The following is a 24,485-nucleotide window of genomic DNA, read 5'->3' as shown; positions in this document are numbered from 1 at the left end:
ACGTGGAGCATCCTTTAAATAGGGTGCTCTTTTTTTAGCTGGAATTATTTAGTTGAAAAAATAATCAATTCCTAGTATTATCGGGTAATGAGTCAGAAAAGTACCAAGTGAGAAGAGGGAAATAAAAATGGAAGATTACTTAGTAAAAGCATTATGTTATGAAGGATCGATTCGCGCTTATGCAGTTTGCGCAACTAATACAATTTCAGAAGCACAAAAACGCCATGAGACATGGAGCTCATCCACCGCTGCATTAGGCAGAACAATGGTTGGCGCTTTACTACTTGGCGCAACATTAAAAGGTGAAGACAAATTAACGGTTAAAGTTCAGGGGAATGGACCAGCTGGTAGTATTGTTGTGGATAGTGATGGTAGCGGAAATACTAAAGGATACATAAAAAATCCTCACGTGAGCTTAACGTTAAACGAAAGCGGTAAGATCGATGTTCGTGGAGCTGTCGGAACAGAAGGTATTTTTACGGTGATAAAAGATTTAGGATTGAAAGAAACATTTTCAGGACAAACACCAATCGTTTCTGGCGAAATTGGAGAGGATTTTACTTACTTCATGGCCGTTTCAGAGCAGATTCCATCAGCGATTGGTTTAAGTGTTTTAGTCGATACAGATGAAAGTGTCAAAGCAGCAGGTGGATTTATGATTCAAGTCATGCCTGGAGCAGATGAAAAAACGATTGATTTTATAGAACAACGTTTACAAGAAGTACCGATGATATCTCGCTTGATCGATGAAGGTGAGTCACCTGAGGGAATATTAGAACGACTACTCGGTAAAGATCAAATCGAAATCTTAGAAAAAATGCCTGTACAATTCAACTGTAACTGCTCGAAAGAAAAATTTGGTACAGCGATCATTGCAGTCGGTTTAGATGAAATTAATGCCATGATTGAAGAAGACCATGGGGCAGAAGCGGTTTGCCAATTTTGCGGTAATAAATATCATTATAGTGAAGACGATCTAATTGAATTAAGAGATGAAGCAATCAAAAATACCCGTGAAAAATAGGAGCGTATCCTTATGTGGAAAATAGGAAATATAGAAATTCCAAATCGTGTCGTTGTAGCACCTATGGCTGGCATCAGCAATGCTGCGTTTCGTGTGACGGTCAAAGAATTTGGTGCAGGACTTGTTGTCTGCGAAATGATTAGCGATAAAGGAATCCAGCAAAGAAACCAAAAAACGTTAGATATGCTCTATATAGATGAGCGAGAATATCCATTAAGTGTGCAAATTTTCGGTGGAGACAAAGAGAACTTAGTTGAAGCGGCAAAGTTTGTTGAAGAAAATACTAAAGCTGCCATTATTGATATCAATATGGGATGTCCAGTAAATAAAGTAATTAAGGCAGAAGCAGGAGCTAAATGGCTTTTAGACCCGAATAAAGTCTATGAGATGGTTGAGGCGGTCTCCTCTGCTGTAGATTTACCAGTTACCGTCAAAATGAGAACTGGTTGGGATGAAGATCACTTATTTGCTGTAGAAAATGCACTGGCTGCAGAAAAAGCCGGAGCGTCTGCCGTCGCTATGCATGGGCGTACCAGAGTTCAAATGTACGAAGGACAAGCAAATTGGGATATTTTAAAAGAAGTGAAACAACATCTAACCATTCCCTTCATGGGAAATGGTGATGTATGTACACCAGAAGATGCTAAACGTATGTTGGAATATGTTGGTGCAGATGGTGTGATGATCGGTAGAGCCGCTTTAGGAAATCCGTGGATGATCCAACGGACAAAACATTATTTAGAAACAGGAGAACTTATGCCTGAACCAGCGCCACACGAAAAAATCGAAACAGCCAAAGTTCATTTGCAACGTTTAGTAGAATTAAAAGGTGAAAAAATCGCCACCAGAGAGTTTCGTCAGCACGCTTCCTACTATCTAAAAGGAATTCCTCGTGCGGCTAAAGTAAAAGTAGCAATCAATCAAGCAGAGACTCGACAAGTGATGATTGACTTGTTAGATGCTTTCGAGGAAAAAGCAGAAAAACATGCAGAAAAAGAAACAATCTAATAAAAAAAGCAGGCTGAAACAGAAATACGGCTTGCTTTTTTTTGTTTCAATGTGGCATTATAAGGGTATGTGATTTCAGAATGGAGGAAATACAGTGGCAGATGAACAACAAGCGCACCTAGAGGATCTAAACGATCAAATGCTTGTGCGTCGTGAAAAAATGGAAAACTTACGTGAAGAAGGGATCGATCCTTTCGGTAAACGTTTTGACCGGACACATAATTCAAAAGAATTACATGAACAATTTGACCAATACTCAAAAGAAGAATTGAATGAAAAAGATTTATCAGCAAGTGTAGCTGGTCGAATGATGACAAAACGCGGCAAAGGAAAAGCAGGATTTGCGCATTTGCAAGATCGTGAAGGTCAAATTCAACTCTATGTGCGGAAAGACCAAGTAGGCGATGAAGCGTACGAAATCTTTAAACACGCAGATTTAGGTGATTTCTTTGGTGTGACTGGACAAATTATGAAAACTGATACAGGCGAAGTGACGATTAAAGCAAAAACAATCGTATTATTGACGAAAGCCTTGCGCCCTTTACCAGATAAATACCACGGTTTAACAAATATCGAACAACGTTACCGTCAACGCTACTTAGACTTGATTAGTAATAAAGACAGTTTCGATCGTTTCATGAAACGTAGTCAAATTATTAGTGAGATTCGCCGCTATCTCGATAGTAACGGTTATGTGGAAGTAGAAACACCTGTTTTGCACAATGATGCTGGTGGAGCTGCTGCACGTCCGTTTATCACACATCATAATGCACTGGATATAGATCTATATTTGCGAATTGCTTTAGAGTTACATCTGAAGCGTTTGATTGTCGGTGGCATGGAAAAAGTTTATGAAATCGGTCGAGTATTTCGTAATGAAGGAATCGATACAACACATAATCCAGAATTTACAATGCTAGAAGCTTATACAGCGTATACTGATTACAAAGATGTAATGGATTTAACTGAAGGTATTATTCGGAATGCTGCAGAAAAAGTATTGGGAACAACAACTATCACATATGATGGTCAAGAAGTTGATCTAGGTTCTGAGTTTAAACGTGTGCACATGGCAGATGCAATCAAAGAACAAACCGGTGTAGATTTCTGGCAGGAAATGACTGTTGATGAAGCGCGCGCTTTAGCGAAAGAACATAATGTAGAAATCAATAATAATATGGCAGTTGGTCATATTTTAAATGAATTCTTTGAAACGTTTGTTGAAGAAACGCTTCAACAACCAACATTTGTCTATGGGCATCCAGTAGAAGTATCTCCTTTAGCGAAGAAAAATCCAGAAGATGGTCGCTTTACCGATCGCTTTGAACTATTTATAGTAGGAAAAGAATTTGCTAATGCATTTACTGAGTTAAATGACCCAATTGATCAACGTGAACGTTTTGAGGACCAAGAAAAAGAACGTGAACAAGGAAATGATGAGGCGCACGGTGTGGATGAAGACTTCATTGAAGCTCTAGAATACGGATTGCCACCAACCGGCGGATTAGGTATTGGGATAGATCGTTTAGTTATGCTCTTAACGGATGCTCAATCAATACGTGACGTCTTGCTATTCCCAACAATGAGATAAAATTTTAAAAGAAGAGATTATTTATCGATAATCTCCTCTTTTTTATTTACTGAAAAATAGTGTATGTGCTCCTCGTATCATGCAATTTAGATGATTAGAAACGAACAATAAAGAACAAAAGTAATAAAACAATCGGGAACCGAAAAAACTTTAAAAAAAGCGCAAATTTTAGTTGACCTAAGCCTATAATCTTGGTATATTATATCTTGTCGCAAGGCACTGATGAAACACGCCGAACGATGAGCATAATATAACAACTTAAAGTTTAAAAAAACTTTGAGAATCAGGAAAAAAAGTTGTTGACAAACAATAAGTAACCTGATAAACTAATGAAGTTGTCGCGAGAACTAAAGACAACGAACAAGAAATAGAATAACATTTCAAGTCTTAAAAAAACTTGAAAAATCAGGGAGAAAGTTGTTGACAAATAACAAACAACCTGGTAAACTAATGAAGTTGTCACGAAACATTCGATAACATTGAGCAGAAAAAACTTTGAAACTTTTTAAAAAAAGTGTTGACATCGAATCGAAGATTTGATATGATATAAAAGTTGCTGCGAGGTAACACAGTAGACCTTTGAAAACTGAACAAAGTAAGACGGACCAAACGTGTAGGTTGTTTTTACAACGGTAAAAACAAACAACAATTTTTAACAAAGCGAAGCAATATGCTAGCAAACAAATGAGCTTAACAATCTTCGGATTGTGTTCAACTTTTATTATGAGAGTTTGATCCTGGCTCAGGACGAACGCTGGCGGCGTGCCTAATACATGCAAGTCGAACGCTTCTTTTCTACCGAGTGCTTGCACTCATTTGAAAAGAGGAGTGGCGGACGGGTGAGTAACACGTGGGTAACCTACCCATCAGAGGGGGATAACACTTGGAAACAGGTGCTAATACCGCATAATAATCGACACCGCATGGTGTTGATTTGAAAGACGCTTTCGGGTGTCACTGATGGATGGACCCGCGGTGCATTAGCTAGTTGGTGAGGTAACGGCTCACCAAGGCCATGATGCATAGCCGACCTGAGAGGGTGATCGGCCACACTGGGACTGAGACACGGCCCAGACTCCTACGGGAGGCAGCAGTAGGGAATCTTCGGCAATGGACGAAAGTCTGACCGAGCAACGCCGCGTGAGTGAAGAAGGTTTTCGGATCGTAAAACTCTGTTGTTAGAGAAGAATAAGTAGGAGAGTAACTGCTCTTACCTTGACGGTATCTAACCAGAAAGTCACGGCTAACTACGTGCCAGCAGCCGCGGTAATACGTAGGTGGCAAGCGTTGTCCGGATTTATTGGGCGTAAAGCGAGCGCAGGCGGTTTCTTAAGTCTGATGTGAAAGCCCCCGGCTCAACCGGGGAGGGTCATTGGAAACTGGGAGACTTGAGTGCAGAAGAGGAGAGTGGAATTCCATGTGTAGCGGTGAAATGCGTAGATATATGGAGGAACACCAGTGGCGAAGGCGACTCTCTGGTCTGTAACTGACGCTGAGGCTCGAAAGCGTGGGGAGCAAACAGGATTAGATACCCTGGTAGTCCACGCCGTAAACGATGAGTGCTAAGTGTTGGAGGGTTTCCGCCCTTCAGTGCTGCAGCTAACGCATTAAGCACTCCGCCTGGGGAGTACGACCGCAAGGTTGAAACTCAAAGGAATTGACGGGGGCCCGCACAAGCGGTGGAGCATGTGGTTTAATTCGAAGCAACGCGAAGAACCTTACCAGGTCTTGACATCCTTTGACCACTCTAGAGATAGAGTTTTCCCTTCGGGGACAAAGTGACAGGTGGTGCATGGTTGTCGTCAGCTCGTGTCGTGAGATGTTGGGTTAAGTCCCGCAACGAGCGCAACCCTTATTGTTAGTTGCCATCATTCAGTTGGGCACTCTAGCGAGACTGCCGGTGACAAACCGGAGGAAGGTGGGGATGACGTCAAATCATCATGCCCCTTATGACCTGGGCTACACACGTGCTACAATGGGAAGTACAACGAGTCGCTAGGCCGCGAGGTCATGCAAATCTCTTAAAGCTTCTCTCAGTTCGGATTGTAGGCTGCAACTCGCCTACATGAAGCCGGAATCGCTAGTAATCGCGGATCAGCACGCCGCGGTGAATACGTTCCCGGGCCTTGTACACACCGCCCGTCACACCACGAAAGTTTGTAACACCCGAAGTCGGTGAGGTAACCCTTGTGGAGCCAGCCGCCTAAGGTGGGATAGATGATTGGGGTGAAGTCGTAACAAGGTAGCCGTATCGGAAGGTGCGGCTGGATCACCTCCTTTCTAAGGAATATTACGGAAACTTACACATTCGTCGACACTTTGTTCAGTTTTGAGAGGTTTACTCTTATAAATAGAAGTTAATCATTGGATTTTCTTCCTTATTATATGATTCTCTCAAACGAATTGTTCATTGAAAACTGGATATTGAAGTAAAAAAGTAATCAAAACAAACCGAGAACACCGCGTTGAATGAGTTTTTTAAGTAAAATAGTTCGAAGCTTATTTTATTGGTGACGCCTCTATCGCTAGAGAAACGAACCAAACAATTGACCGCAAGGTCATCAGGTTAAGTGAATAAGGGCGCACGGTGGATGCCTTGGCATTAGGAGCCGATGAAGGACGGGACTAACACCGATATGCTTTGGGGAGCTGTAAGTGAGCTATGATCCAGAGATTTCCGAATGGGGAAACCCAGCATCTTTTATAGGATGTTACTTTCCAGTGAATACATAGCTGGTTAGAGGTAGACGCAGAGAACTGAAACATCTAAGTACCTGCAGGAAGAGAAAGAAAATTCGATTCCCTGAGTAGCGGCGAGCGAAACGGGAAGAGCCCAAACCAACAAGCTTGCTTGTTGGGGTTGTAGGACTCCGATATGGTAGTCTGTCAAGATAGTCGAAGAACCTGGAAAGGTTCGCCAAAGTGGGTAATAGCCCCGTAGACGAAATGTTGGCAACACCTAGGAGTATCCTGAGTACGGCGGAACACGAGAAATTCCGTCGGAATCCGCGGGGACCATCCCGCAAGGCTAAATACTCCCTAATGACCGATAGTGAACCAGTACCGTGAGGGAAAGGTGAAAAGCACCCCGGAAGGGGAGTGAAATAGATCCTGAAACCGTGTGCCTACAACAAGTCAAAGCCCGTTAATGGGTGATGGCGTGCCTTTTGTAGAATGAACCGGCGAGTTACGATTGCATGCGAGGTTAAGGTGAAGAGCCGGAGCCGCAGCGAAAGCGAGTCTGAATAGGGCGAATGAGTATGTAGTCGTAGACCCGAAACCATGTGATCTACCCATGGCCAGGTTGAAGGTGTGGTAAAACGCACTGGAGGACCGAACCCACGTACGTTGAAAAGTGCGGGGATGAGCTGTGGGTAGCGGAGAAATTCCAAACGAACTTGGAGATAGCTGGTTCTCTCCGAAATAGCTTTAGGGCTAGCCTCGGAATTAAGAATGATGGAGGTAGAGCACTGTTTGGACTAGGGGCCCATCTCGGGTTACCGAATTCAGATAAACTCCGAATGCCATTCATTTATATCCGGGAGTCAGACTGCGAGTGATAAGATCCGTAGTCGAAAGGGAAACAGCCCAGACCACCAGCTAAGGTCCCAAAATATATGTTAAGTGGAAAAGGATGTGGGGTTGCACAGACAACTAGGATGTTGGCTCAGAAGCAGCCACCATTTAAAGAGTGCGTAATAGCTCACTAGTCGAGTGACCCTGCGCCGAAAATGTACCGGGGCTAAACATATTACCGAAGCTGTGGATTACACCTCTGGTGTAATGGTAGGAGAGCGTTCTAAGGGCGTTGAAGGTCGATCGTGAGGACGGCTGGAGCGCTTAGAAGTGAGAATGCCGGTATGAGTAGCGAAAGACGGGTGAGAATCCCGTCCACCGTATGACTAAGGTTTCCTGGGGAAGGCTCGTCCGCCCAGGGTTAGTCGGGACCTAAGCCGAGGCCGATAGGCGTAGGCGATGGACAACAGGTTGATATTCCTGTACCAGTTGTTTTTGTTTGAGCAATGGAGGGACGCAGGAGGCTAAGGAATGCATGCGACTGGAAGTGCATGTCCAAGCAGTAAGTCTTGAGTAGAGTCAAATGCTTTACTCTATACGGACAAGCTGTGATGGGGAGGGAAATAATAGTACCGAAGTTCCTGATGTCACACTGTCAAGAAAAGCTTCTAGTGAGAAAACAACTGCCCGTACCGTAAACCGACACAGGTAGTCGAGGAGAGTATCCTAAGGTGAGCGAGCGAACTCTCGTTAAGGAACTCGGCAAAATGACCCCGTAACTTCGGGAGAAGGGGTGCTGACTTCGGTCAGCCGCAGTGAATAGGCCCAAGCGACTGTTTATCAAAAACACAGGTCTCTGCAAAATCGAAAGATGAAGTATAGGGGCTGACGCCTGCCCGGTGCTGGAAGGTTAAGAGGATGGGTTAGCTTCGGCGAAGCTCAGAATTGAAGCCCCAGTAAACGGCGGCCGTAACTATAACGGTCCTAAGGTAGCGAAATTCCTTGTCGGGTAAGTTCCGACCCGCACGAAAGGCGTAACGATTTGGGCACTGTCTCAACGAGAGACTCGGTGAAATTTTAGTACCTGTGAAGATGCAGGTTACCCGCGACAGGACGGAAAGACCCCATGGAGCTTTACTGTAGCTTGATATTGAGTGTTTGTACCACATGTACAGGATAGGTAGGAGCCGATGAACCCGGAACGCTAGTTTCGGTGGAGGCGCTGGTGGGATACTACCCTTGTGTTATGAACCCTCTAACCCGCACCACTTATCGTGGTGGGAGACAGTGTCAGGTGGGCAGTTTGACTGGGGCGGTCGCCTCCTAAAGAGTAACGGAGGCGCCCAAAGGTTCCCTCAGAATGGTTGGAAATCATTCGCAGAGTGTAAAGGCAGAAGGGAGCTTGACTGCGAGACTTACAAGTCGAGCAGGGACGAAAGTCGGGCTTAGTGATCCGGTGGTTCCGCATGGAAGGGCCATCGCTCAACGGATAAAAGCTACCCTGGGGATAACAGGCTTATCTCCCCCAAGAGTCCACATCGACGGGGAGGTTTGGCACCTCGATGTCGGCTCGTCGCATCCTGGGGCTGTAGTCGGTCCCAAGGGTTGGGCTGTTCGCCCATTAAAGCGGCACGCGAGCTGGGTTCAGAACGTCGTGAGACAGTTCGGTCCCTATCCGTCGCGGGCGTTGGAAATTTGAGAGGAGCTGTCCTTAGTACGAGAGGACCGGGATGGACTTACCGCTGGTGTACCAGTTGTTCTGCCAAGGGCATTGCTGGGTAGCTATGTAGGGAAGGGATAAACGCTGAAAGCATCTAAGTGTGAAGCCCACCTCAAGATGAGATTTCCCATTTCTTTAAGAAAGTAAGACCCCTGAGAGATGATCAGGTAGATAGGTTGGAAGTGGAAGTGCAGTGATGTACGGAGCGGACCAATACTAATCGGTCGAGGACTTAACCAAAGAAACGAAATAAAAAAGAGTTTCGGAATGTTTGATTACTACTTCAATCCAGTTTTGAGTGAATAATCACTCAACTAAATAGCAACAACACCCAGTGTGGTGGCGATAGCGAGAAGGATACACCTGTTCCCATGCCGAACACAGAAGTTAAGCTTCTTAGCGCCGATTGTAGTGAAGGGTTTCCCTTTGTGAGAGTAGGACGTCGCCACGCTAAAGTGTTGTCTTGGAGGTTTAGCTCAGCTGGGAGAGCACCTGCCTTACAAGCAGGGGGTCGGCGGTTCGATCCCGTCAACCTCCATTTTTTGAGCCGTTAGCTCAGTTGGTAGAGCATCTGACTTTTAATCAGAGGGTCGCAGGTTCGAGCCCTGCACGGCTCATAGAAATATTTTGCGGGTGTGGCGGAATTGGCAGACGCACTAGATTTAGGATCTAGCGCCTTACGGCGTGGGGGTTCAAGTCCCTTCACCCGCATTTTTAGTCTCGTTTTATAACTAGGCGATTATAACGCCGGCTTAGCTCAGTTGGTAGAGCATCTGATTTGTAATCAGAGGGTCGAGGGTTCAAATCCTTTAGCCGGCATCCAGACTGCGGAAATAGCTCAGTGGTAGAGCACCACCTTGCCAAGGTGGGGGTCGCGGGTTCGAACCCCGTTTTCCGCTTAGCCTTTTCAAAACGCCGGGGTGGCGGAACTGGCAGACGCACAGGACTTAAAATCCTGCGGTGAGTGATCACCGTACCGGTTCGATTCCGGTCCTCGGCATTGCTTTGAAGCACTATGAATGGCAATTCTAAAATTGACAGAATAGATGTGACAAGTACGAAGCAGATGAACACATCTGACTTTGATCCTTGCTTTAGCACCCATAGCTCAACTGGATAGAGTGCTTGACTACGAATCAAGAGGTTAGGGGTTCGACTCCCTTTGGGTGCATTATAGCTACGGGAAGTAGCTCAGCTTGGTAGAGCACTTGGTTTGGGACCAAGGGGTCGCAGGTTCGAATCCTGTCTTCCCGATTTTATTTTTGTGGGGCCTTAGCTCAGATGGGAGAGCGCCTGCTTTGCACGCAGGAGGTCAGCGGTTCGATCCCGCTAGGCTCCATTAGTACTTTATTATTTTCGCGGTGTAGCTCAGCTGGCTAGAGCGTCCGGTTCATACCCGGGAGGTCGGGGGTTCGATCCCCTTCGCCGCGATTTTTTAAGAGCCAAGGACCTTTAGCTCAGTTGGTTAGAGCAGACGGCTCATAACCGTCCGGTCGTAGGTTCGAGTCCTACAAGGTCCATTGTAGTGACGATTTGAATAGTAGTATTTTTTATTTCGGAGGATTACCCAAGTCCGGCTGAAGGGAACGGTCTTGAAAACCGTCAGGCGGGTAAAACCGTGCAAGGGTTCGAATCCCTTATCCTCCTTTGCTAAGAATCACAATGCTTTAGCATTGATGATGAATTAGTACATGTTAACACCTTTCTATAGTCAATAGGGACTATAATTATCGCGGGGTGGAGCAGTCAGGTAGCTCGTCGGGCTCATAACCCGAAGGTCGTAGGTTCAAATCCTGCCCCCGCAATTGCTTTTAAATATAAAAGCATAGTAACATAAAGTGATGCAATACAGTTACATTGGTTTGGTAGTTCAGCTGGTTAGAATGCCTGCCTGTCACGCAGGAGGTCGCGGGTTCGAGTCCCGTCCAGACCGTTTTAAAGTATTGCGGGTGTAGTTTAGTGGTAAAACCACAGCCTTCCAAGCTGTTGTCGCGAGTTCGATTCTCGTCACCCGCTTTATGGGCCTATAGCTCAGCTGGTTAGAGCGCACGCCTGATAAGCGTGAGGTCGATGGTTCGAGTCCATTTAGGCCCATTTTTTAAATTATTTTCTTGGGGAAGTACTCAAGTGGCTGAAGAGGCGCCCCTGCTAAGGGTGTAGGTCGGGAAACCGGCGCGAGGGTTCAAATCCCTCCTTCTCCGTTTCATAGCGGCCCGTTGGTCAAGCGGTTAAGACACCGCCCTTTCACGGCGGTATCACGGGTTCGATTCCCGTACGGGTCATTTTTTAATATTTATTTCGGAGGATTACCCAAGTCCGGCTGAAGGGAACGGTCTTGAAAACCGTCAGGCGGGTAAAACCGTGCAAGGGTTCGAATCCCTTATCCTCCTTTGCTAAGAATCACAATGCTTTAGCATTGATGATGAATTAGTACATGTTAACACCTTTCTATAGTCAATAGGGACTATAATTATCGCGGGGTGGAGCAGTCAGGTAGCTCGTCGGGCTCATAACCCGAAGGTCGTAGGTTCAAATCCTGCCCCCGCAATTGCTTTTAAATATAAAAGCATAGTAACATAAAGTGATGCAATACAGTTACATTGGTTTGGTAGTTCAGCTGGTTAGAATGCCTGCCTGTCACGCAGGAGGTCGCGGGTTCGAGTCCCGTCCAGACCGTTTTATAATTTTTGGCGCAGTAGCTCAGTTGGTAGAGCAACGGATTGAAGCTCCGTGTGTCGGCAGTTCGATTCTGTCTTGCGCCATTTGAAAGAAGAAACATGCGGGTGTAGTTTAGTGGTAAAACCACAGCCTTCCAAGCTGTTGTCGCGAGTTCGATTCTCGTCACCCGCTTTTTTCTTTAAGGGCCTATAGCTCAGCTGGTTAGAGCGCACGCCTGATAAGCGTGAGGTCGATGGTTCGAGTCCATTTAGGCCCATAATTTTAAAAGGCCCGTTGGTCAAGCGGTTAAGACACCGCCCTTTCACGGCGGTATCACGGGTTCGATTCCCGTACGGGTCATGTCTATTGAAGCATTTTGGTTCTACGTCAAATTGTGTTGGTGAACAAAAAACTGAATAGAAATCAAAGTCTGGTAAGGATAGAACATTCTTATCAGGCTTTTTTATTGTTGTGAAAAAATAAGACCTTGAATAATATAAATACGTGAACGAAAATGATAAAAGTTTCGATAGCCATAGGCTACCCGTTTGATTACCTTAAGTTTATTGTTTAAGCCTTCAGTAATACCATTAGAATAAGGGAAGCGAAACGAATTCTTAATGCCTTCTTTATATTTGTTAAAGAAGAGTAATTTCTTTTTGAACCAGTGTGGTAGCTGATTATCTAGCTGTTGAAGATACTCAAAAAAGAGCGTATGTTCTCGATGAGAAAAAGCATATTTTAAATATTGAACCGTATCATAGCCTGTTCGTAGGACATCATCATAGTGCAACAGTTCATCGACAATATCTTGTTGACTTAATGGCCGTTTAAATAAGGGCTGATAAGCTCGACAGTTTATATCTAATTTATCGGAATCTTTCAATAGTAGCTTCCAATAGCGTTTTAAGCGACGGTATTGTTTTGGTTCAGAACTTTTCAAACGGTTCATCGTTTGAATTCGCAGTTGGTTCAACGTACGATTCATTTGTTGGACGATATGAAAGCGATCCGTCACTAATTGAGCATTCGGAAAAACCGTTCGAAGAAGTTGATGGTAACTAGCGTTCATATCGGTTACGAGATACGCTACATGTAGCCGAGCTTCACGTGTAAAGCGCATGAAATGAGCGGTCAATTTGTATAGTCGTCTATCTTCCAGCACTTCTAACAACTGATTCCGTTCTCCATCCACACAAATAAAGCTCATACTTCCTTGGCAAGATTTCATGGATTTAAATTCATCGATACATAGAATTTTAGGGAGGAAGTTCCAGTTTGTTCGATAATTTTTTGATAGTCTCTCCATCATTCTAAGGACTGTTATGTCTGAAACAAAGTGTTTTTGAGCAATCATTTTTCTTGAAACATTCTTTTTCAAGTCAAGCATAATTTGGTATTGAAGCTGTTTAGATAAGTGATGATGTTCTTCAATCAGCTCTGTATGAGCGTGGAAAGTAGCACCACATTCATGACAAAGAAAACGTGTCCGTTTTAGTTCTAATAGAGTGAAGCGCTCATTAAAAACAGGCAATTGAGCTGTTGTTGTATGACTGCCATTTTTGATGATTTGTCCATGATTGAGGCGCCCACATTTCTCGCAATGAGTAGGTGAATAGGTCAGCTTGGCTTTAATCACTTGAGCTTGCACTCCTTTTACTGGTCTTTGTTCCAACCAATTTTCTTCAAACCGGAGGTTTTTGTCTGTAAGTCCGAGCAATAATCTGGTATTCTTATCCATAGGGAACAACCTTTCTGATGATTTGTGGTTTTTGTCGATTTCATTTTATCAGTTAGTTGTTCCTTTTTTGTATTTAAATGCTCAAAAAAGTGCTGGTAGAAAATCTTTTTTGATTTCCACCAACACAATATATTATAGAGCCAGCATTTTGCTATGTGCATAATGTTTTTTTTTATTTATAAAATATTTTTATGAAAACGTTGACATTGTTATTACTATAAGGTATTCTATGTTTGTACACAACAAGTGAATATCTGGATAGTGATTGTTTAAATACAAGCTAAACCTAATTTTTCTAAATAAGAAGAGTCTCTTCTTATTTAGAAAGGTTGGGTTTTTCTTTTTATACAATCAAAGGAGTTGGCGTTATGAAAGGAGCGAAAAAATGATTATTCAAAAAATTTTGAATAATAATGTTGTGATTACGTTGGATGTGAATGAACAAGAACAAATTGTGATGGGACGTGGTATTGCATTTAAAAGAAAAATAGGAGACTTTATTGCAGAAGAACAGGTAGATCAAGTATTTCGTTTAGCAAATCAGGATACATCGTTAAAATTTCAAGAGTTACTGGGAGAGTTGCCATTGGAAGTGATGCAGCTATCTGATGACATTATTAAATATGCAAAAACAAAACTTGGTCGGAAGTTAAATGACACGATTTTTATTTCTTTAACAGATCATCTTCATACAGCCTTGGAACGGATGCGACTAGGAATTGAAGTGAAAAATTTTTTATTATGGGACATCAAGCGTTTCTTTTCAGATGAATATTTTATTGGAAGTAAAGCTGTTGAAATGGTTAAAGAAAAATTCGATGTGCAGCTACCAGAAGATGAAGCTGGGTTCATTGCGCTACATCTTGTTAATGCTGAAATGGATGAAGAAGTTGGCAATGTTTACGAATTAACAAAAATTATGCAGGAGATCACGAATATCGTTAAATATCATTTTAAAATTACTTTCAATGAAGATTCCGTTTATTTTTATCGTTTTAGTACTCATTTAAAATTTTTTGCTTATCGTTTATTAAATCATAAAGAATTTCGTGATGAAGATGATGGAGAATTATATGAAGTAATCAAAAAAAAGTATCGTAATGCATATAATTGTGTGAATAAAATTGCTGATTTTTTAACTGAACGTTATTCTTATACTGTTTCAAAGGAAGAAAAGATGTATTTGATCATTCACATTGCACGTGTAATACAAACCAATAGTTAGCGAGATTATTAAATATTGATAGATCAGTAATAGGATGAAAGGTGGATAGAAGTAGCGGTTCGGCAAGACCCTTGGATAGTGACATTAAGTTGGCTAAACCTTCAAAAGTAATGTAGTAAAAAACTAAACTTTGGAGGAATAAAAAATGGGAAAATATCATGATTTAGCAGAGAAAATTGTTAACAATGTAGGTGGAAAGGAAAACATCAATAGCTTGACACATTGTATTACACGCTTACGTTTTAAATTGAAAGACGAATCAAAAGCAAATGACGAAGTGTTAAAAAACATGGACGGTGTCGTTACTGTAATGAAAAGCGGTGGACAATATCAAGTAGTAATTGGGAACCATGTCCCAGCTGTGTATGAGGATGTTGTAAGTATTGCTGGAATTTCAGCAGATGCAGAACAAGAATCATCTGGTGGTAATTTATTCAATCGTTTAATTGATATTTTAAGTGGCTGTTTTCAACCATTTCTGGGCGCATTAGCTGCTGCTGGTATGGTAAAAGGACTAAATGCTTTACTTGTTTTCTTGAAACTATATTCAGCTACATCTGGAACGTATACGATGTTAAATGGTATTGGTGATGCAATTTTCTATTTCATGCCAGTGATCCTAGGGTATACCGCAGCTAGAAAATTCAATTTAAATCCAATGGTGGGAATTGTTATTGGAGCAGCTCTTTGTTATCCAACGGTTCAAGGAAGCGCATTACAAGCAGCCTTTGAAACAACCGCAGGTTCAGGTGCAGCAGCACCCTATAGTTTGTTAGGGTTACCTGCTTATGACACGTTTTTAGGTATTCCGTGGGTAGGTGCTGGTTACACAAGTAGTGTTGTACCGATTATTTTTATTGTTGCATTTGCAGCTCAAATTCAAAAACTCTTCAAGAAAATTATTCCTGAAGTGGTTCAAACGTTCTTGGTGCCATTCTTTGTATTATTAATTGCATTACCGATTGGTTTTTTAGTGATTGGACCAATCATCAGTATGTTAACAGATTTACTAAGTGCAGGTTTCCAAGCTTTGATGGGCTTCTCTCCAGCATTGTACGGTGTGATTCTAGGTTTCTTCTGGCAAGTACTGGTTATTTTTGGTTTACATTGGAGTGTTGTACCACTTGCAATCATGCAAATTACCCAAGAAGGGGCGAGCCAGGTACTAGTAGGTTCTTTTGCGGCAAGTTTTGCTCAAACAGCAGTTGTTATGGCAATGTTCTTCAAATTAAAAGATGCAAAAATGAAAGCTCTTTGTCCACCAGCAATTATTTCGGGAATCTTTGGTGTAACAGAGCCAGCCATTTATGGTATTACTTTACCTAAAAAAACGCCATTCATTTTTTCAATGATTGGTGCAGCAGTTGGTGGATTATACTTGATGATTAACAGTGTTACTTCTTATACAATGGGTGGATTAGGAATTTTCGGTGTTTTAAACTTTATTAATGGCGATAACGCAAGCGGAATGATTCATTCTTTTGTAGCTATTTTAATTGCTATGGTTATTGGTTTTTCATTAACCTTCTTCTTTTGGAAAGATGATGCTGTAGTAGAAGAAATTACAGAGAACAAAAAAGTACAAAAAGCAATCAAAGAAGCAGTTTTAAGTCCAGTTAAAGGACGTGTTTTACCCTTAAGCAAAGCAAGCGATCAAGCATTTGCGCAAGGAGCTTTAGGAAAAGGTATTTTGATTGAACCTACAGAAGGCGTAGTAAGAGCACCATTTGATGGCACTGTGATGACCCTGTTTCCAACTCTGCACGCAATTGGCTTGATATCTGATCAAGGCATGGAGTTACTGATTCATATTGGAATGGATACCGTTCAACTAGAAGGAAATGGATTTGAAGGGAAAGTAGCACAAGGCGATAAAGTGAAAAAAGGACAAGTGTTAGTCACTTTTGATATTGAAGCGATTCAAGCTGCTGGCTACAGTGTAGAGACACCAGTTATTGTGACAAATACGGATGATTATTTAGATATTGTAGAGACACAAGAACGTGAAGTTACCTCAAATGATACGTTGATTACTGGTTTAACTTAAACATAACAGATAAGAATGAAGCTTGCGGTGAACCTTGATTGGTTTTGCTGTAAGCTTTTAAAGAAAGGGATTTTGAAATGGCATTTAGAAAAGATTTTTTATGGGGCGGCGCAACAGCTGCCAATCAATGTGAAGGTGGCTATAAAGAAGGCGGACGTGGGTTAGCGAATGTAGATCTAGCACCTGTTGGACCAGATCGTTTTCCAGTGATCACAGGCGAGAAAAAAATGTTTGCGTTTGATGAGGACCATTTTTACCCAGCTCAAAATGCGATCGATATGTACCATCGTTATAAAGAAGATATTGCACTATTTGGCGAAATGGGTTTTAAGACGTACCGGTTATCGATTGCTTGGAGTCGTATTTTCCCTCTAGGAGACGAAACAGAGCCGAATGAAGAAGGCTTGAAGTTCTATGAGGATTTGTTCAAAGAATGCCGCAAACACAATATAGAGCCCCTTGTAACCATTACGCACTTTGACTGTCCAATGCATTTAGTAGAGAAATATGGCGCATGGCGCAGCCGTGAAATGGTTGGCTTTTATGAGAACTTATGTCACGCGATTTTCAACCGATACAAAGGCTTAGTAAAATATTGGCTGACCTTCAATGAAATCAATATGATTTTACACGCACCGTTTATGGGCGCTGGTCTTTACTTTGAAGAAGGCGAAAACAAAGAACAAGTCAAATATCAAGCGGCTCACCATGAATTGTTGGCAAGTGCAATCGCAACAAAAATTGCGCATGAAGTCGATCCAGAAAACCAAGTGGGCTGTATGTTAGCGGCAGGCACAAACTATGCCTATACTTGTAAACCAGAAGATGTTTGGGCAGCGAAAAAAGCGGATCGTGAGAATTTCTTCTTTATCGATGTGCAATCTCGTGGGGAATACCCAGCATATGCACTGAAAGAGTTAGAACGTGACGGGATTGTATTACCGATTGAAGAAGGTGATTTGGAACTACTGAAAGAACATACGGTAGACTTTATTTCATTCTCTTACTATTCATCTCGTGTGCAATCAACAGATCCAGCAGTCAATGAAAAAACAGCCGGCAATATTTTCGCTTCAGTGAAAAACCCATATTTAGAAGCAAGCGAATGGGGTTGGCAGATTGATCCGTTAGGATTGCGTGTGACAATGAATGACTTGTACGATCGTTATCAAAAACCATTATTTATTGTTGAAAACGGCTTAGGTGCTGTTGATACACCAGATGAAAATGGCAATGTGATTGATGATTATCGAATCGAGTATTTAGCAGCGCACATCCAAGCGATGAAAGATGCGGTAGAGCTAGATGGCGTCGACTTATTAGGGTACACAACATGGGGCTGTATCGATCTTGTCTCTGCCGGAACAGGCGAAATGAAAAAACGCTATGGTTTTATCTATGTCGACCGCGATAATGAGGGAAATGGCACCTTGAACCGTTCGAAGAAAAAATCATTTGACTGGTACAAAAAAGTGATTGCGACGAATGGAGAAGATCTGAACAACGAATAAAAAAGGAGATAATCAAATGAAAAAGATAGTAAAACTATTAGGGGTTTTCATAGTAAGTATGTTAGTAGTGGCAGGATGTGGTAATGGTAATACTAAAAAAGAGGATACCTCAGTTGCTAAAAAGACACCAGAAGAGTTGACTTTGTATATTGTTCGTCATGGTAAAACAATGCTAAATACAACCGATCGAGTTCAGGGCTGGTCAGATGCAGTTTTAACGAAAGCCGGTGAAGAAGTTGTAACAGCAGCAGGTGTTGGATTGAAAGCAGTCGATTTCCAAAATGCCTATAGTAGTGACAGTGGTCGTGCGATTCAAACGGCAAATCTAATCATAAAAGAAAATGAAAAATCATCAGACTTAAAAGTTATGACAGATGAACGTTTAAGAGAATTCAACTTTGGCACATATGAAGGTGATTTGAATCACACTATGTGGCAAGATATAGCGGACGATCAAGGAGTAACGTTAGAAGAATTTTTGAAAAATATGACGCCAGAATCGTTTGCCAATAGCGTAGCTAAATTAGATGCTAAAAATGTAGAAGAAGCTAAAGTCAATTGGCCAGCGGAGGACTATAAGACGATCACTACCAGACTTAAAGCGGGGATAGAGGATATCGTTGAAAAAGAAATGAAGAATGAAGGCTCAGGAAATATTTTGATTGCTTCGCATGGTTTAAGTATTTCTGCATTACTTGCTACCTTATTCGATGACTATAAAATACCCGAAGGTGGTTTAAAAAATGCAAGTGTCTGTACTGTGAAATACAAAGATGGAAACTATACTTTAGAAAAAATCAATGACTTAAGTTATGTTGAAGCAGGTCAAAAAAAATAGAAGAACAGTTGAACAATAACTAGCTTGTTTAGTTCAATCTTATTCAGACAAAATTCGATCAAAGAAACCATTTTGATCGAATTTTGTGTATAATAAGAACAAAAAGAAAGAAAAGGGATAAAAATTATGGTGACTATTACAAATTTTCGTGATATCGGTGGTATCCAAAATAAAGAAGGGAAACAAATTAAGAAGAACGTATTTTTAAGGTCAGGTGAGTTGTCTACATTATCGAAAGATGATGAGCAACGTTTGGAAACAAAATACCGTGTAGGTAAGATCATTGATTTAAGAAGTGAAGCTGAAGTCGAAGAGCGTCCGGATATGTCTATTCCAAAAGCAGAATATATCCATATTGATATTTTGGAAGATATTCAAGATGAAGGAGCATCAATTGAAGATTTTGTTAAAATCGGCTCCCCTGAGAAATCAGCTGCTTACATGGAAAAACTTTATGCTGATATTGCTCTGAATCAGACATCACAAAAGGGCTACAATAAATTTTTTGAACAAATCTTAACGTTACCAAAAGAAGAAAGTATTCTATTCCATTGTTTTGCGGGGAAAGATCGTACTGGGATTGCTGCACTGCTGGTATTAGAAACGCTTGACGTACCAAGAGAGGCTATTTACACTGATTATTTATTAACTAATAATTTAAGAAAAAAAGAAAATGCAATGATTTTAGAACAAGCGAAAGAAGCCGATTTAGAAGGAGCGAATTTAGAAGCTTTACATGTTGCTTTAAATGTAGATAGCAGTTATTTAGATAATTTTTATCAGACCGTTGAAAAGCAATACGGGGATGTTTCGACTTATTTAAAACAAGCAATTGGAATTGATAAAGTGACGAGAGAAGCATTCAATAACCGTTTTGTTGATTAAAGATTATTGAAAGAAGAGGGACTAGTTATGATGAAAAGTCAGCATATTGACCTATTGAATCGATGTATTGAAATTTCCCGTAATGCTCGCGAACATGGTAATACACCATTTGGGGCATTGCTTGCGGACAAAGATGGAATGATTCTTTTAGAACAGGAAAATATCGAAATCACTGAAAATATCTGTACGGGGCATGCAGAGACTACATTGGCAGCAAAAGCATCACAAAAATATAGCAAAGAATTTTTATGGGAGTGTATATTGTATACTACTGCTGAACCATGTGCGATGTGCACTGGCACAATTTATTGGGGAAATATTGGTACAATTGTTTATGCAATGACTGAAAAACGTTTGTTAGAACTAACGGGTGACAATGAGCAAAACCCAACGTTTGACTTACCTTCGCAAGAAATAGTGAATCATGGCCAAAAAAATATCCAAGTCATTGGCCCTTTTCCAGAAGTTGAACAAGCAGCAGCTGCTGTTCATCAAGGATACTGGAATTAAAAATAGAAATCATTTATAGAAATGTGGGGCAAAACTTGGTTTTAGTGTTGCTCCACATTCTAACGTTAGACAATTTATCTAACAAGTTAGATAAAAAGTCAGAATTTTCAAAAATGTTATTGACTTATTGAAAAGTAAAGGTAATAATGAATAAAATTACATACAAAAGTATAGGGAGTTGCTGTAAAATATGATCATTAAACCATCACTACCTCAAGAAATGACAATTTTTTTCGATGCAGAAAATCAACCAAATGAAAAGGTTCAAATGGGTGTAGTTATCCTACAACCAGGAGAAAAAAGACCATTAGAAGGATTTGCTAGACATGACCAAGATGAATATTCTTATGTTGTTTCGGGTGAAGCGCATACTATTTTAGAAGACGGCCAAGACTTGGTAGGAAAACCTGGCGATGCTCAGTTGATCGAGGCAGGAGAAGGGCATATCAATTATAACGACGGGGACCAAGCAGCAGTGGTTGTTTGGATGTTAGTAGAACGCGCATAAAACAAATATAAGGGAGAACGATATGAAAAAAGTAATCAAATCAATTATTGGTCTAACGTTAATACTGACCATTATTTCGGGATGTTCTAGTGGTAAAGAAGCAAAACAAGCAAAGGAAACAGCACCGTTAAACTTAATGTCACCTTCAGAATTAACGACCTTGGATACATCCGTTATGTTGGATTTTCCAGATGCAATTGTTCAAACCGCAGCATTTGAAGGGCTATATGCACTAGATGACAAAGATCAATTAATTCCGGCAGCAGCAAAAGAAATGCCTGAAATTTCTCAAGACGGTAAGACGTATACGATTAAACTTAGAGAAAATGCTAAGTGGAGTAATGATGATCCCGTGACCGCAGCAGATTTTGAATATGCTTGGAAAAAAATGATCGATCCTAAAAATGGTTTCGTATACAGCTTCTTAGTTGCAGATACTATTTTAAATGCTGAAGAAATTTCAGCTGGCAAAAAGTCAGTGGATGAACTTGGTGTAAAAGCAATTGATGATCAAACGCTAGAAGTGAAACTAAAAGAAGCAAAACCTTACTTTACATCAGTTCTTGCTTTTCCAACATTTTTCCCTCAAAATCAAAAATTCGTTGAAAAAATGGGAACGGATTACGGAACAACGAGTGAAAATGTTGTGTACAATGGTCCATTTACTATAGAAAACTGGAAACAAACCGATTTAAGCTGGGATCTCAAGAAAAATGAGAACTATTGGGATCAAGCAAATGTGAAATCAGATAAGATCCATTATGAGGTAGTCAAAGAAGCTTCAACAGCATTAAATCTTTTTGAAGATGGACAGCTGGATGTAGCAACAGTAACTGGAGAATTAGCAAAACAAAACCAAAGTAATCCAAACTATCACTCTTATCCAACAGCAACTATGAACTATATCCGCTTAAACCAAAAGCGTAAAAACAAAGAGACACCGTTAAAAAATGAAAACTTAAGAAAAGCGTTAGCACTAGGAATCGATAAAGAAAATCTAGTGAATAATATTATTGCCGACGGATCAAAACCATTGTATGGCGCCGTAACAGAAGGGTTCGTAAGTAACCCGAAAACAGGCGTAGATTTCCGAGAAGAAGCTGGTGATTTAATGACCTACAATAAAGAAGAAGCTTTGAACTATTGGGAACTAGCTAAGAAAGAATTAGGTGATAACATTACTTTAGATTTAATGGTAACAGATGATGGTTCTTATAAAAAAATGGGCGAAAGTCTTCAAGGTAGCTTAGAAAAACTACTACCTGGTTTAACTATCAACTTAACCGCATTACCAACTGAAACAGCATTGAATCTTAGTCGTGAAAGTGACTATGATATGTTCTTGATTTACTGGACACCAGATTATCAAGACCCGATTTCGACACTAAACATGTTACGGACTGGAAATGATCGTAATTACTCAAATGCTAAATATGATGCTTTGTTAAATGATGCATCACAAAAATACGCGACCGATATAGAAAAACGCTGGAAGACTTTGATTGCCGCTGAAAAAGAAGGAATTGAAGAGACGGCAGGAATGATTATTATAAGCCAAAATCAGCAATCAGTTTTACAAAATGAACAGATTAAAGGGGTAAACTATCACACTTTTGCTGCACCATTAACATTAAAAAATATCTATAAAGAATCGAAATAACAGTCCAAAAAAAGGTATGGAACAAAAAAATCATTTTTGCATCATACACTAAATGCGAATAAATACTTCTGTCCTAGCCACTTTTAGTCTAAAAATTTGGTTCATTGTACGATAATTGAAGAAATGCTATCATAAAATCAAGTAGAAAGACAAAATAGTTTAGGAGTATAACATGGAACAACACCAAGCAACTGAGAATGAGTACAATCAGCTCGTTGAAATATGGGAAAGGTCGGTTAAACAAACCCATGATTTTCTAGACATTAAAGATTTTAAAACAATAAGGAAAGAACTACCGACCTATTTGCCTCATCTAGATGTATGTGTTTGGACAGAGGGAGACAAGATCATCGGCTTTTCTGGTGTGGATGGTAATAAATTAGAAATGCTTTTTTTAGATCCACTTCATATTGGAAAAGGATATGGCAAGCAAGTAATGACGAATTTACTTAAGATGAAGGACATTCAATTGATTGATGTTAACGAACAGAATCAGTCTGCAAAAGCATTTTATCACGTAATGGGATTTGAGGAATATGCACGAAGTGAAGTGGATGATGCAGGCAGACCATATCCAATTTTACATTTACAAAGAAGTAACAAGGAAAAGTGACATTTTCCTTATTACTTCTTTCTATTTCACGAATGAAAGTCTAAAGAAGAGAGAAACTGTTCATTTAATGGTTAGATAAAATCTCTTCCTTTTGAGCAATATAGTTTAACCTCTACAGACTAATGTGTATAATCTAATGTAACGGCTTTTTTATCTAATTTATAATAGATTAAAGTAACTAAAAGTATTCTTTTAGAAGAAACGATTAAAACTTTATTAATAATAAAATCAAAAAATAATAATGTTCAATTGATGTTGAACTAAATTAAAATGACTCGATTTCCCTTGTAAACACTGGGTGATGGGCTTTTTTTTTATTTTAAAGTAGAAAAAAAATAGACAAAGGAATGAAAAAAATGACAAAAAAATTTCATTTTAATAGCATATTACTTGATATAAGAGCTCGAGAGATACTATAATGGAGATAAGTCAGCGTTTTTAGCTGCTTAGTTATGGGAGGAGAGAGCATTATGTATAGTTATACGGATATGATTTTGTCAGTAATGCAACGAGTTGAAGTCTACAATGAGATTTTTAATGCCATTTCTAAGGAAGTACAAGAGAACAGCTGTAGCCAAGCCATTAACAGAAGGGGTAAAGATACTTATTTATTTTGCCGCAGCAATGTTAACCGGTTCTTTGTAGAAGAAGCAAGTTTTAGAAAAGAATTAGTATTTTATGGCGAAAAAGAAGCAACCAAAATCCTGTTGGAGGGCTTAGATACTTATAAAGAAGGAATCTACTTTTGGCTAGAAGCATTGAATGACAAATGTGAAGTAGTTGATGAAATCAAGTACACACGTGGATTAAACAGTACTAAAAGTTCGTTTAGATTGATCAATCAGGCTTGTAAGGAAGCATGCGGTGGTATCCAAAGTGCGCATAGTGTTCATAAAATGTAGTAATGTTTAGTCAAAGAGAAAAAAATAACCGAATATAAGCAGATAATAAATATTTTGTAAAATTATTTTGTGAACTATCAAAAATTATAAGGATTAAAATAAACTATAGAGCTTTAATTGTTTAGCGTTTGAAATTTTTTTGATTATTTATTTGGAAAATCCCAAAACTAGTATACATCTAGTCTTGGGATTTTTTTATTTCTATATTATCTTTAAGAACTTTATCGATTAAAGGATCTAATGCAGTCTCAATTCTATGAGCATTCTCAAAATCTATATGTAAAAATACCGATTGAAAAGAGTTCTTGCAATTAAAGTTGTTCCGGTTGCGTATAATCCAATTAAAGAAATGGTCATTTGAGGGAGGAACAAGGTTTTCGCCATAAGGCCCTAAAACAAGATAAGTTCACTTTGTTGTATACTCATCAAGTGTTCAAATTCCATAAAATCCATCGCTAATAAATTTCCTTTTTTTCACTAAAATGAGTTAGTAATCGTTCAATCGGTTTGTTTCTATTCCTTTTTTTT

Annotated in this window: 14 protein-coding genes, 25 tRNA genes and 3 rRNA genes; 41 read left to right on the top strand and 1 reads right to left on the bottom strand. The window is 40.2% G+C overall.

What is annotated here, in order from left to right:
- Nucleotides 1–127 precede the first annotated feature (127 nt).
- From hslO to IGJ34_RS13420, 31 genes are all read left to right on the top strand, one after another.
- The gene (gene hslO / locus IGJ34_RS13570) at nucleotides 128–1,024 is read left to right on the top strand and encodes an Hsp33 family molecular chaperone HslO (protein WP_430597652.1); all 897 of its coding nucleotides are present in this window, start codon (nucleotides 128–130) and stop codon (nucleotides 1,022–1,024) included.
- Between the two features lie 12 nt (nucleotides 1,025–1,036).
- A complete protein-coding gene (gene dusB / locus IGJ34_RS13565; RefSeq protein WP_430597651.1) occupies nucleotides 1,037–2,032 on the top strand; it encodes a tRNA dihydrouridine synthase DusB in 996 nt (331 codons plus the stop codon).
- A gap of 94 nt (nucleotides 2,033–2,126) precedes the next feature.
- Complete coding sequence (lysS, locus tag IGJ34_RS13560) at nucleotides 2,127–3,623, top strand: lysine--tRNA ligase (protein ID WP_069655099.1); 1,497 nt, start codon at nucleotides 2,127–2,129, stop codon at nucleotides 3,621–3,623.
- A 719-nt stretch (nucleotides 3,624–4,342) separates the two neighbouring features.
- Nucleotides 4,343–5,903, top strand: a 16S ribosomal RNA gene (locus tag IGJ34_RS13555).
- Between the two features lie 284 nt (nucleotides 5,904–6,187).
- Nucleotides 6,188–9,099, top strand: a 23S ribosomal RNA gene (locus IGJ34_RS13550).
- A gap of 95 nt (nucleotides 9,100–9,194) precedes the next feature.
- Nucleotides 9,195–9,310 (top strand): 5S ribosomal RNA (gene rrf, locus IGJ34_RS13545).
- The 16S, 23S and 5S rRNA genes sit together here with 25 tRNA genes alongside, the layout of an rRNA operon.
- 14 nt (nucleotides 9,311–9,324) lie before the next feature.
- Nucleotides 9,325–9,397, top strand: a tRNA-Val gene (locus IGJ34_RS13540).
- Between the two features lie 6 nt (nucleotides 9,398–9,403).
- A tRNA-Lys gene (locus tag IGJ34_RS13535) sits at nucleotides 9,404–9,476 on the top strand.
- A gap of 12 nt (nucleotides 9,477–9,488) precedes the next feature.
- Nucleotides 9,489–9,570, top strand: a tRNA-Leu gene (locus IGJ34_RS13530).
- A gap of 35 nt (nucleotides 9,571–9,605) precedes the next feature.
- Nucleotides 9,606–9,678: transfer RNA gene (locus tag IGJ34_RS13525), tRNA-Thr, on the top strand.
- Between the two features lie 8 nt (nucleotides 9,679–9,686).
- Nucleotides 9,687–9,758 (top strand) — tRNA-Gly (locus IGJ34_RS13520).
- 15 nt (nucleotides 9,759–9,773) lie between these two features.
- Nucleotides 9,774–9,859 (top strand) — tRNA-Leu (locus IGJ34_RS13515).
- A 97-nt stretch (nucleotides 9,860–9,956) separates the two neighbouring features.
- Nucleotides 9,957–10,030: transfer RNA gene (locus tag IGJ34_RS13510), tRNA-Arg, on the top strand.
- Between the two features lie 9 nt (nucleotides 10,031–10,039).
- A tRNA-Pro gene (locus IGJ34_RS13505) sits at nucleotides 10,040–10,113 on the top strand.
- Nucleotides 10,114–10,125: 12 nt separating this feature from the next.
- Nucleotides 10,126–10,198 (top strand) — tRNA-Ala (locus IGJ34_RS13500).
- A gap of 18 nt (nucleotides 10,199–10,216) precedes the next feature.
- Nucleotides 10,217–10,290, top strand: a tRNA-Met gene (locus IGJ34_RS13495).
- Between the two features lie 15 nt (nucleotides 10,291–10,305).
- Nucleotides 10,306–10,379 (top strand) — tRNA-Ile (locus IGJ34_RS13490).
- Nucleotides 10,380–10,416: 37 nt separating this feature from the next.
- Nucleotides 10,417–10,506: transfer RNA gene (locus IGJ34_RS13485), tRNA-Ser, on the top strand.
- A gap of 84 nt (nucleotides 10,507–10,590) precedes the next feature.
- Nucleotides 10,591–10,664 (top strand) — tRNA-Met (locus IGJ34_RS13480).
- Between the two features lie 54 nt (nucleotides 10,665–10,718).
- Nucleotides 10,719–10,792 (top strand) — tRNA-Asp (locus tag IGJ34_RS13475).
- Between the two features lie 12 nt (nucleotides 10,793–10,804).
- A tRNA-Gly gene (locus IGJ34_RS13470) sits at nucleotides 10,805–10,875 on the top strand.
- A 4-nt stretch (nucleotides 10,876–10,879) separates the two neighbouring features.
- Nucleotides 10,880–10,953 (top strand) — tRNA-Ile (locus IGJ34_RS13465).
- 19 nt (nucleotides 10,954–10,972) lie between these two features.
- Nucleotides 10,973–11,060 (top strand) — tRNA-Ser (locus IGJ34_RS13460).
- Between the two features lie 9 nt (nucleotides 11,061–11,069).
- Nucleotides 11,070–11,141: transfer RNA gene (locus tag IGJ34_RS13455), tRNA-Glu, on the top strand.
- Between the two features lie 18 nt (nucleotides 11,142–11,159).
- Nucleotides 11,160–11,249 (top strand) — tRNA-Ser (locus IGJ34_RS13450).
- 84 nt (nucleotides 11,250–11,333) lie between these two features.
- Nucleotides 11,334–11,407 (top strand) — tRNA-Met (locus tag IGJ34_RS13445).
- A 54-nt stretch (nucleotides 11,408–11,461) separates the two neighbouring features.
- Nucleotides 11,462–11,535 (top strand) — tRNA-Asp (locus IGJ34_RS13440).
- A gap of 13 nt (nucleotides 11,536–11,548) precedes the next feature.
- Nucleotides 11,549–11,621: transfer RNA gene (locus IGJ34_RS13435), tRNA-Phe, on the top strand.
- A 17-nt stretch (nucleotides 11,622–11,638) separates the two neighbouring features.
- Nucleotides 11,639–11,709, top strand: a tRNA-Gly gene (locus IGJ34_RS13430).
- 11 nt (nucleotides 11,710–11,720) lie between these two features.
- A tRNA-Ile gene (locus IGJ34_RS13425) sits at nucleotides 11,721–11,794 on the top strand.
- A gap of 11 nt (nucleotides 11,795–11,805) precedes the next feature.
- Nucleotides 11,806–11,877 (top strand) — tRNA-Glu (locus IGJ34_RS13420).
- A gap of 103 nt (nucleotides 11,878–11,980) precedes the next feature.
- On the opposite strand, the gene IGJ34_RS13415 is transcribed toward IGJ34_RS13420, so the two are convergent.
- A complete protein-coding gene (locus IGJ34_RS13415; RefSeq protein WP_430597274.1) occupies nucleotides 11,981–13,258 on the bottom strand; it encodes an ISL3 family transposase in 1,278 nt (425 codons plus the stop codon).
- Between the two features lie 385 nt (nucleotides 13,259–13,643).
- Here IGJ34_RS13415 and licT point away from each other — a divergent pair, with 385 nt between their 5' ends.
- From licT to IGJ34_RS13365, 10 genes are all read left to right on the top strand, one after another.
- The gene (gene licT, locus IGJ34_RS13410) at nucleotides 13,644–14,483 is read left to right on the top strand and encodes a BglG family transcription antiterminator LicT (protein ID WP_069654719.1); all 840 of its coding nucleotides are present in this window, start codon (nucleotides 13,644–13,646) and stop codon (nucleotides 14,481–14,483) included.
- A gap of 145 nt (nucleotides 14,484–14,628) precedes the next feature.
- Nucleotides 14,629–16,530 carry a beta-glucoside-specific PTS transporter subunit IIABC gene (locus IGJ34_RS13405; RefSeq protein WP_111247589.1) on the top strand — a complete coding sequence of 634 codons (1,902 nt, stop codon included), beginning with the start codon at nucleotides 14,629–14,631 and terminating at the stop codon, nucleotides 16,528–16,530.
- 77 nt (nucleotides 16,531–16,607) lie between these two features.
- Nucleotides 16,608–18,041 (top strand): 6-phospho-beta-glucosidase, encoded by a 1,434-nt coding sequence (locus tag IGJ34_RS13400; protein ID WP_111247590.1) that lies wholly within the window; start codon nucleotides 16,608–16,610, stop codon nucleotides 18,039–18,041.
- A 16-nt stretch (nucleotides 18,042–18,057) separates the two neighbouring features.
- Entirely contained in the window at nucleotides 18,058–18,879 is an 822-nt protein-coding gene (locus tag IGJ34_RS13395) for a histidine phosphatase family protein (RefSeq protein ID WP_111247591.1), read from the top strand.
- 126 nt (nucleotides 18,880–19,005) lie between these two features.
- Nucleotides 19,006–19,764 (top strand): tyrosine-protein phosphatase, encoded by a 759-nt coding sequence (locus IGJ34_RS13390; protein ID WP_069653568.1) that lies wholly within the window; start codon nucleotides 19,006–19,008, stop codon nucleotides 19,762–19,764.
- 27 nt (nucleotides 19,765–19,791) lie between these two features.
- Nucleotides 19,792–20,274 (top strand): nucleoside deaminase, encoded by a 483-nt coding sequence (locus IGJ34_RS13385; RefSeq protein ID WP_430597650.1) that lies wholly within the window; start codon nucleotides 19,792–19,794, stop codon nucleotides 20,272–20,274.
- A 190-nt stretch (nucleotides 20,275–20,464) separates the two neighbouring features.
- Nucleotides 20,465–20,782 (top strand): cupin domain-containing protein, encoded by a 318-nt coding sequence (locus IGJ34_RS13380; RefSeq protein WP_069653570.1) that lies wholly within the window; start codon nucleotides 20,465–20,467, stop codon nucleotides 20,780–20,782.
- 22 nt (nucleotides 20,783–20,804) lie between these two features.
- A complete protein-coding gene (locus IGJ34_RS13375) occupies nucleotides 20,805–22,442 on the top strand; it encodes a peptide ABC transporter substrate-binding protein (protein ID WP_430597649.1) in 1,638 nt (545 codons plus the stop codon).
- A gap of 172 nt (nucleotides 22,443–22,614) precedes the next feature.
- Nucleotides 22,615–23,055: a GNAT family N-acetyltransferase gene (locus IGJ34_RS13370; protein WP_430597648.1), complete on the top strand. Its 441-nt coding sequence runs from the start codon at nucleotides 22,615–22,617 to the stop codon at nucleotides 23,053–23,055.
- A gap of 470 nt (nucleotides 23,056–23,525) precedes the next feature.
- Nucleotides 23,526–23,957, top strand: a complete 432-nt coding sequence (locus IGJ34_RS13365) for a hypothetical protein (RefSeq protein WP_111247593.1) — start codon at nucleotides 23,526–23,528, stop codon at nucleotides 23,955–23,957.
- Nucleotides 23,958–24,485: the final 528 nt, after the last annotated feature.

This window comes from Enterococcus sp. AZ177, from assembly GCF_050544585.1.
In the GTDB taxonomy this organism is placed as follows: domain Bacteria; phylum Bacillota; class Bacilli; order Lactobacillales; family Enterococcaceae; genus Enterococcus_L; species Enterococcus_L plantarum.
The sequence above is the reverse complement of the archived record's forward strand: the minus strand, read 5'-3'. Positions and strand labels throughout refer to the sequence as shown.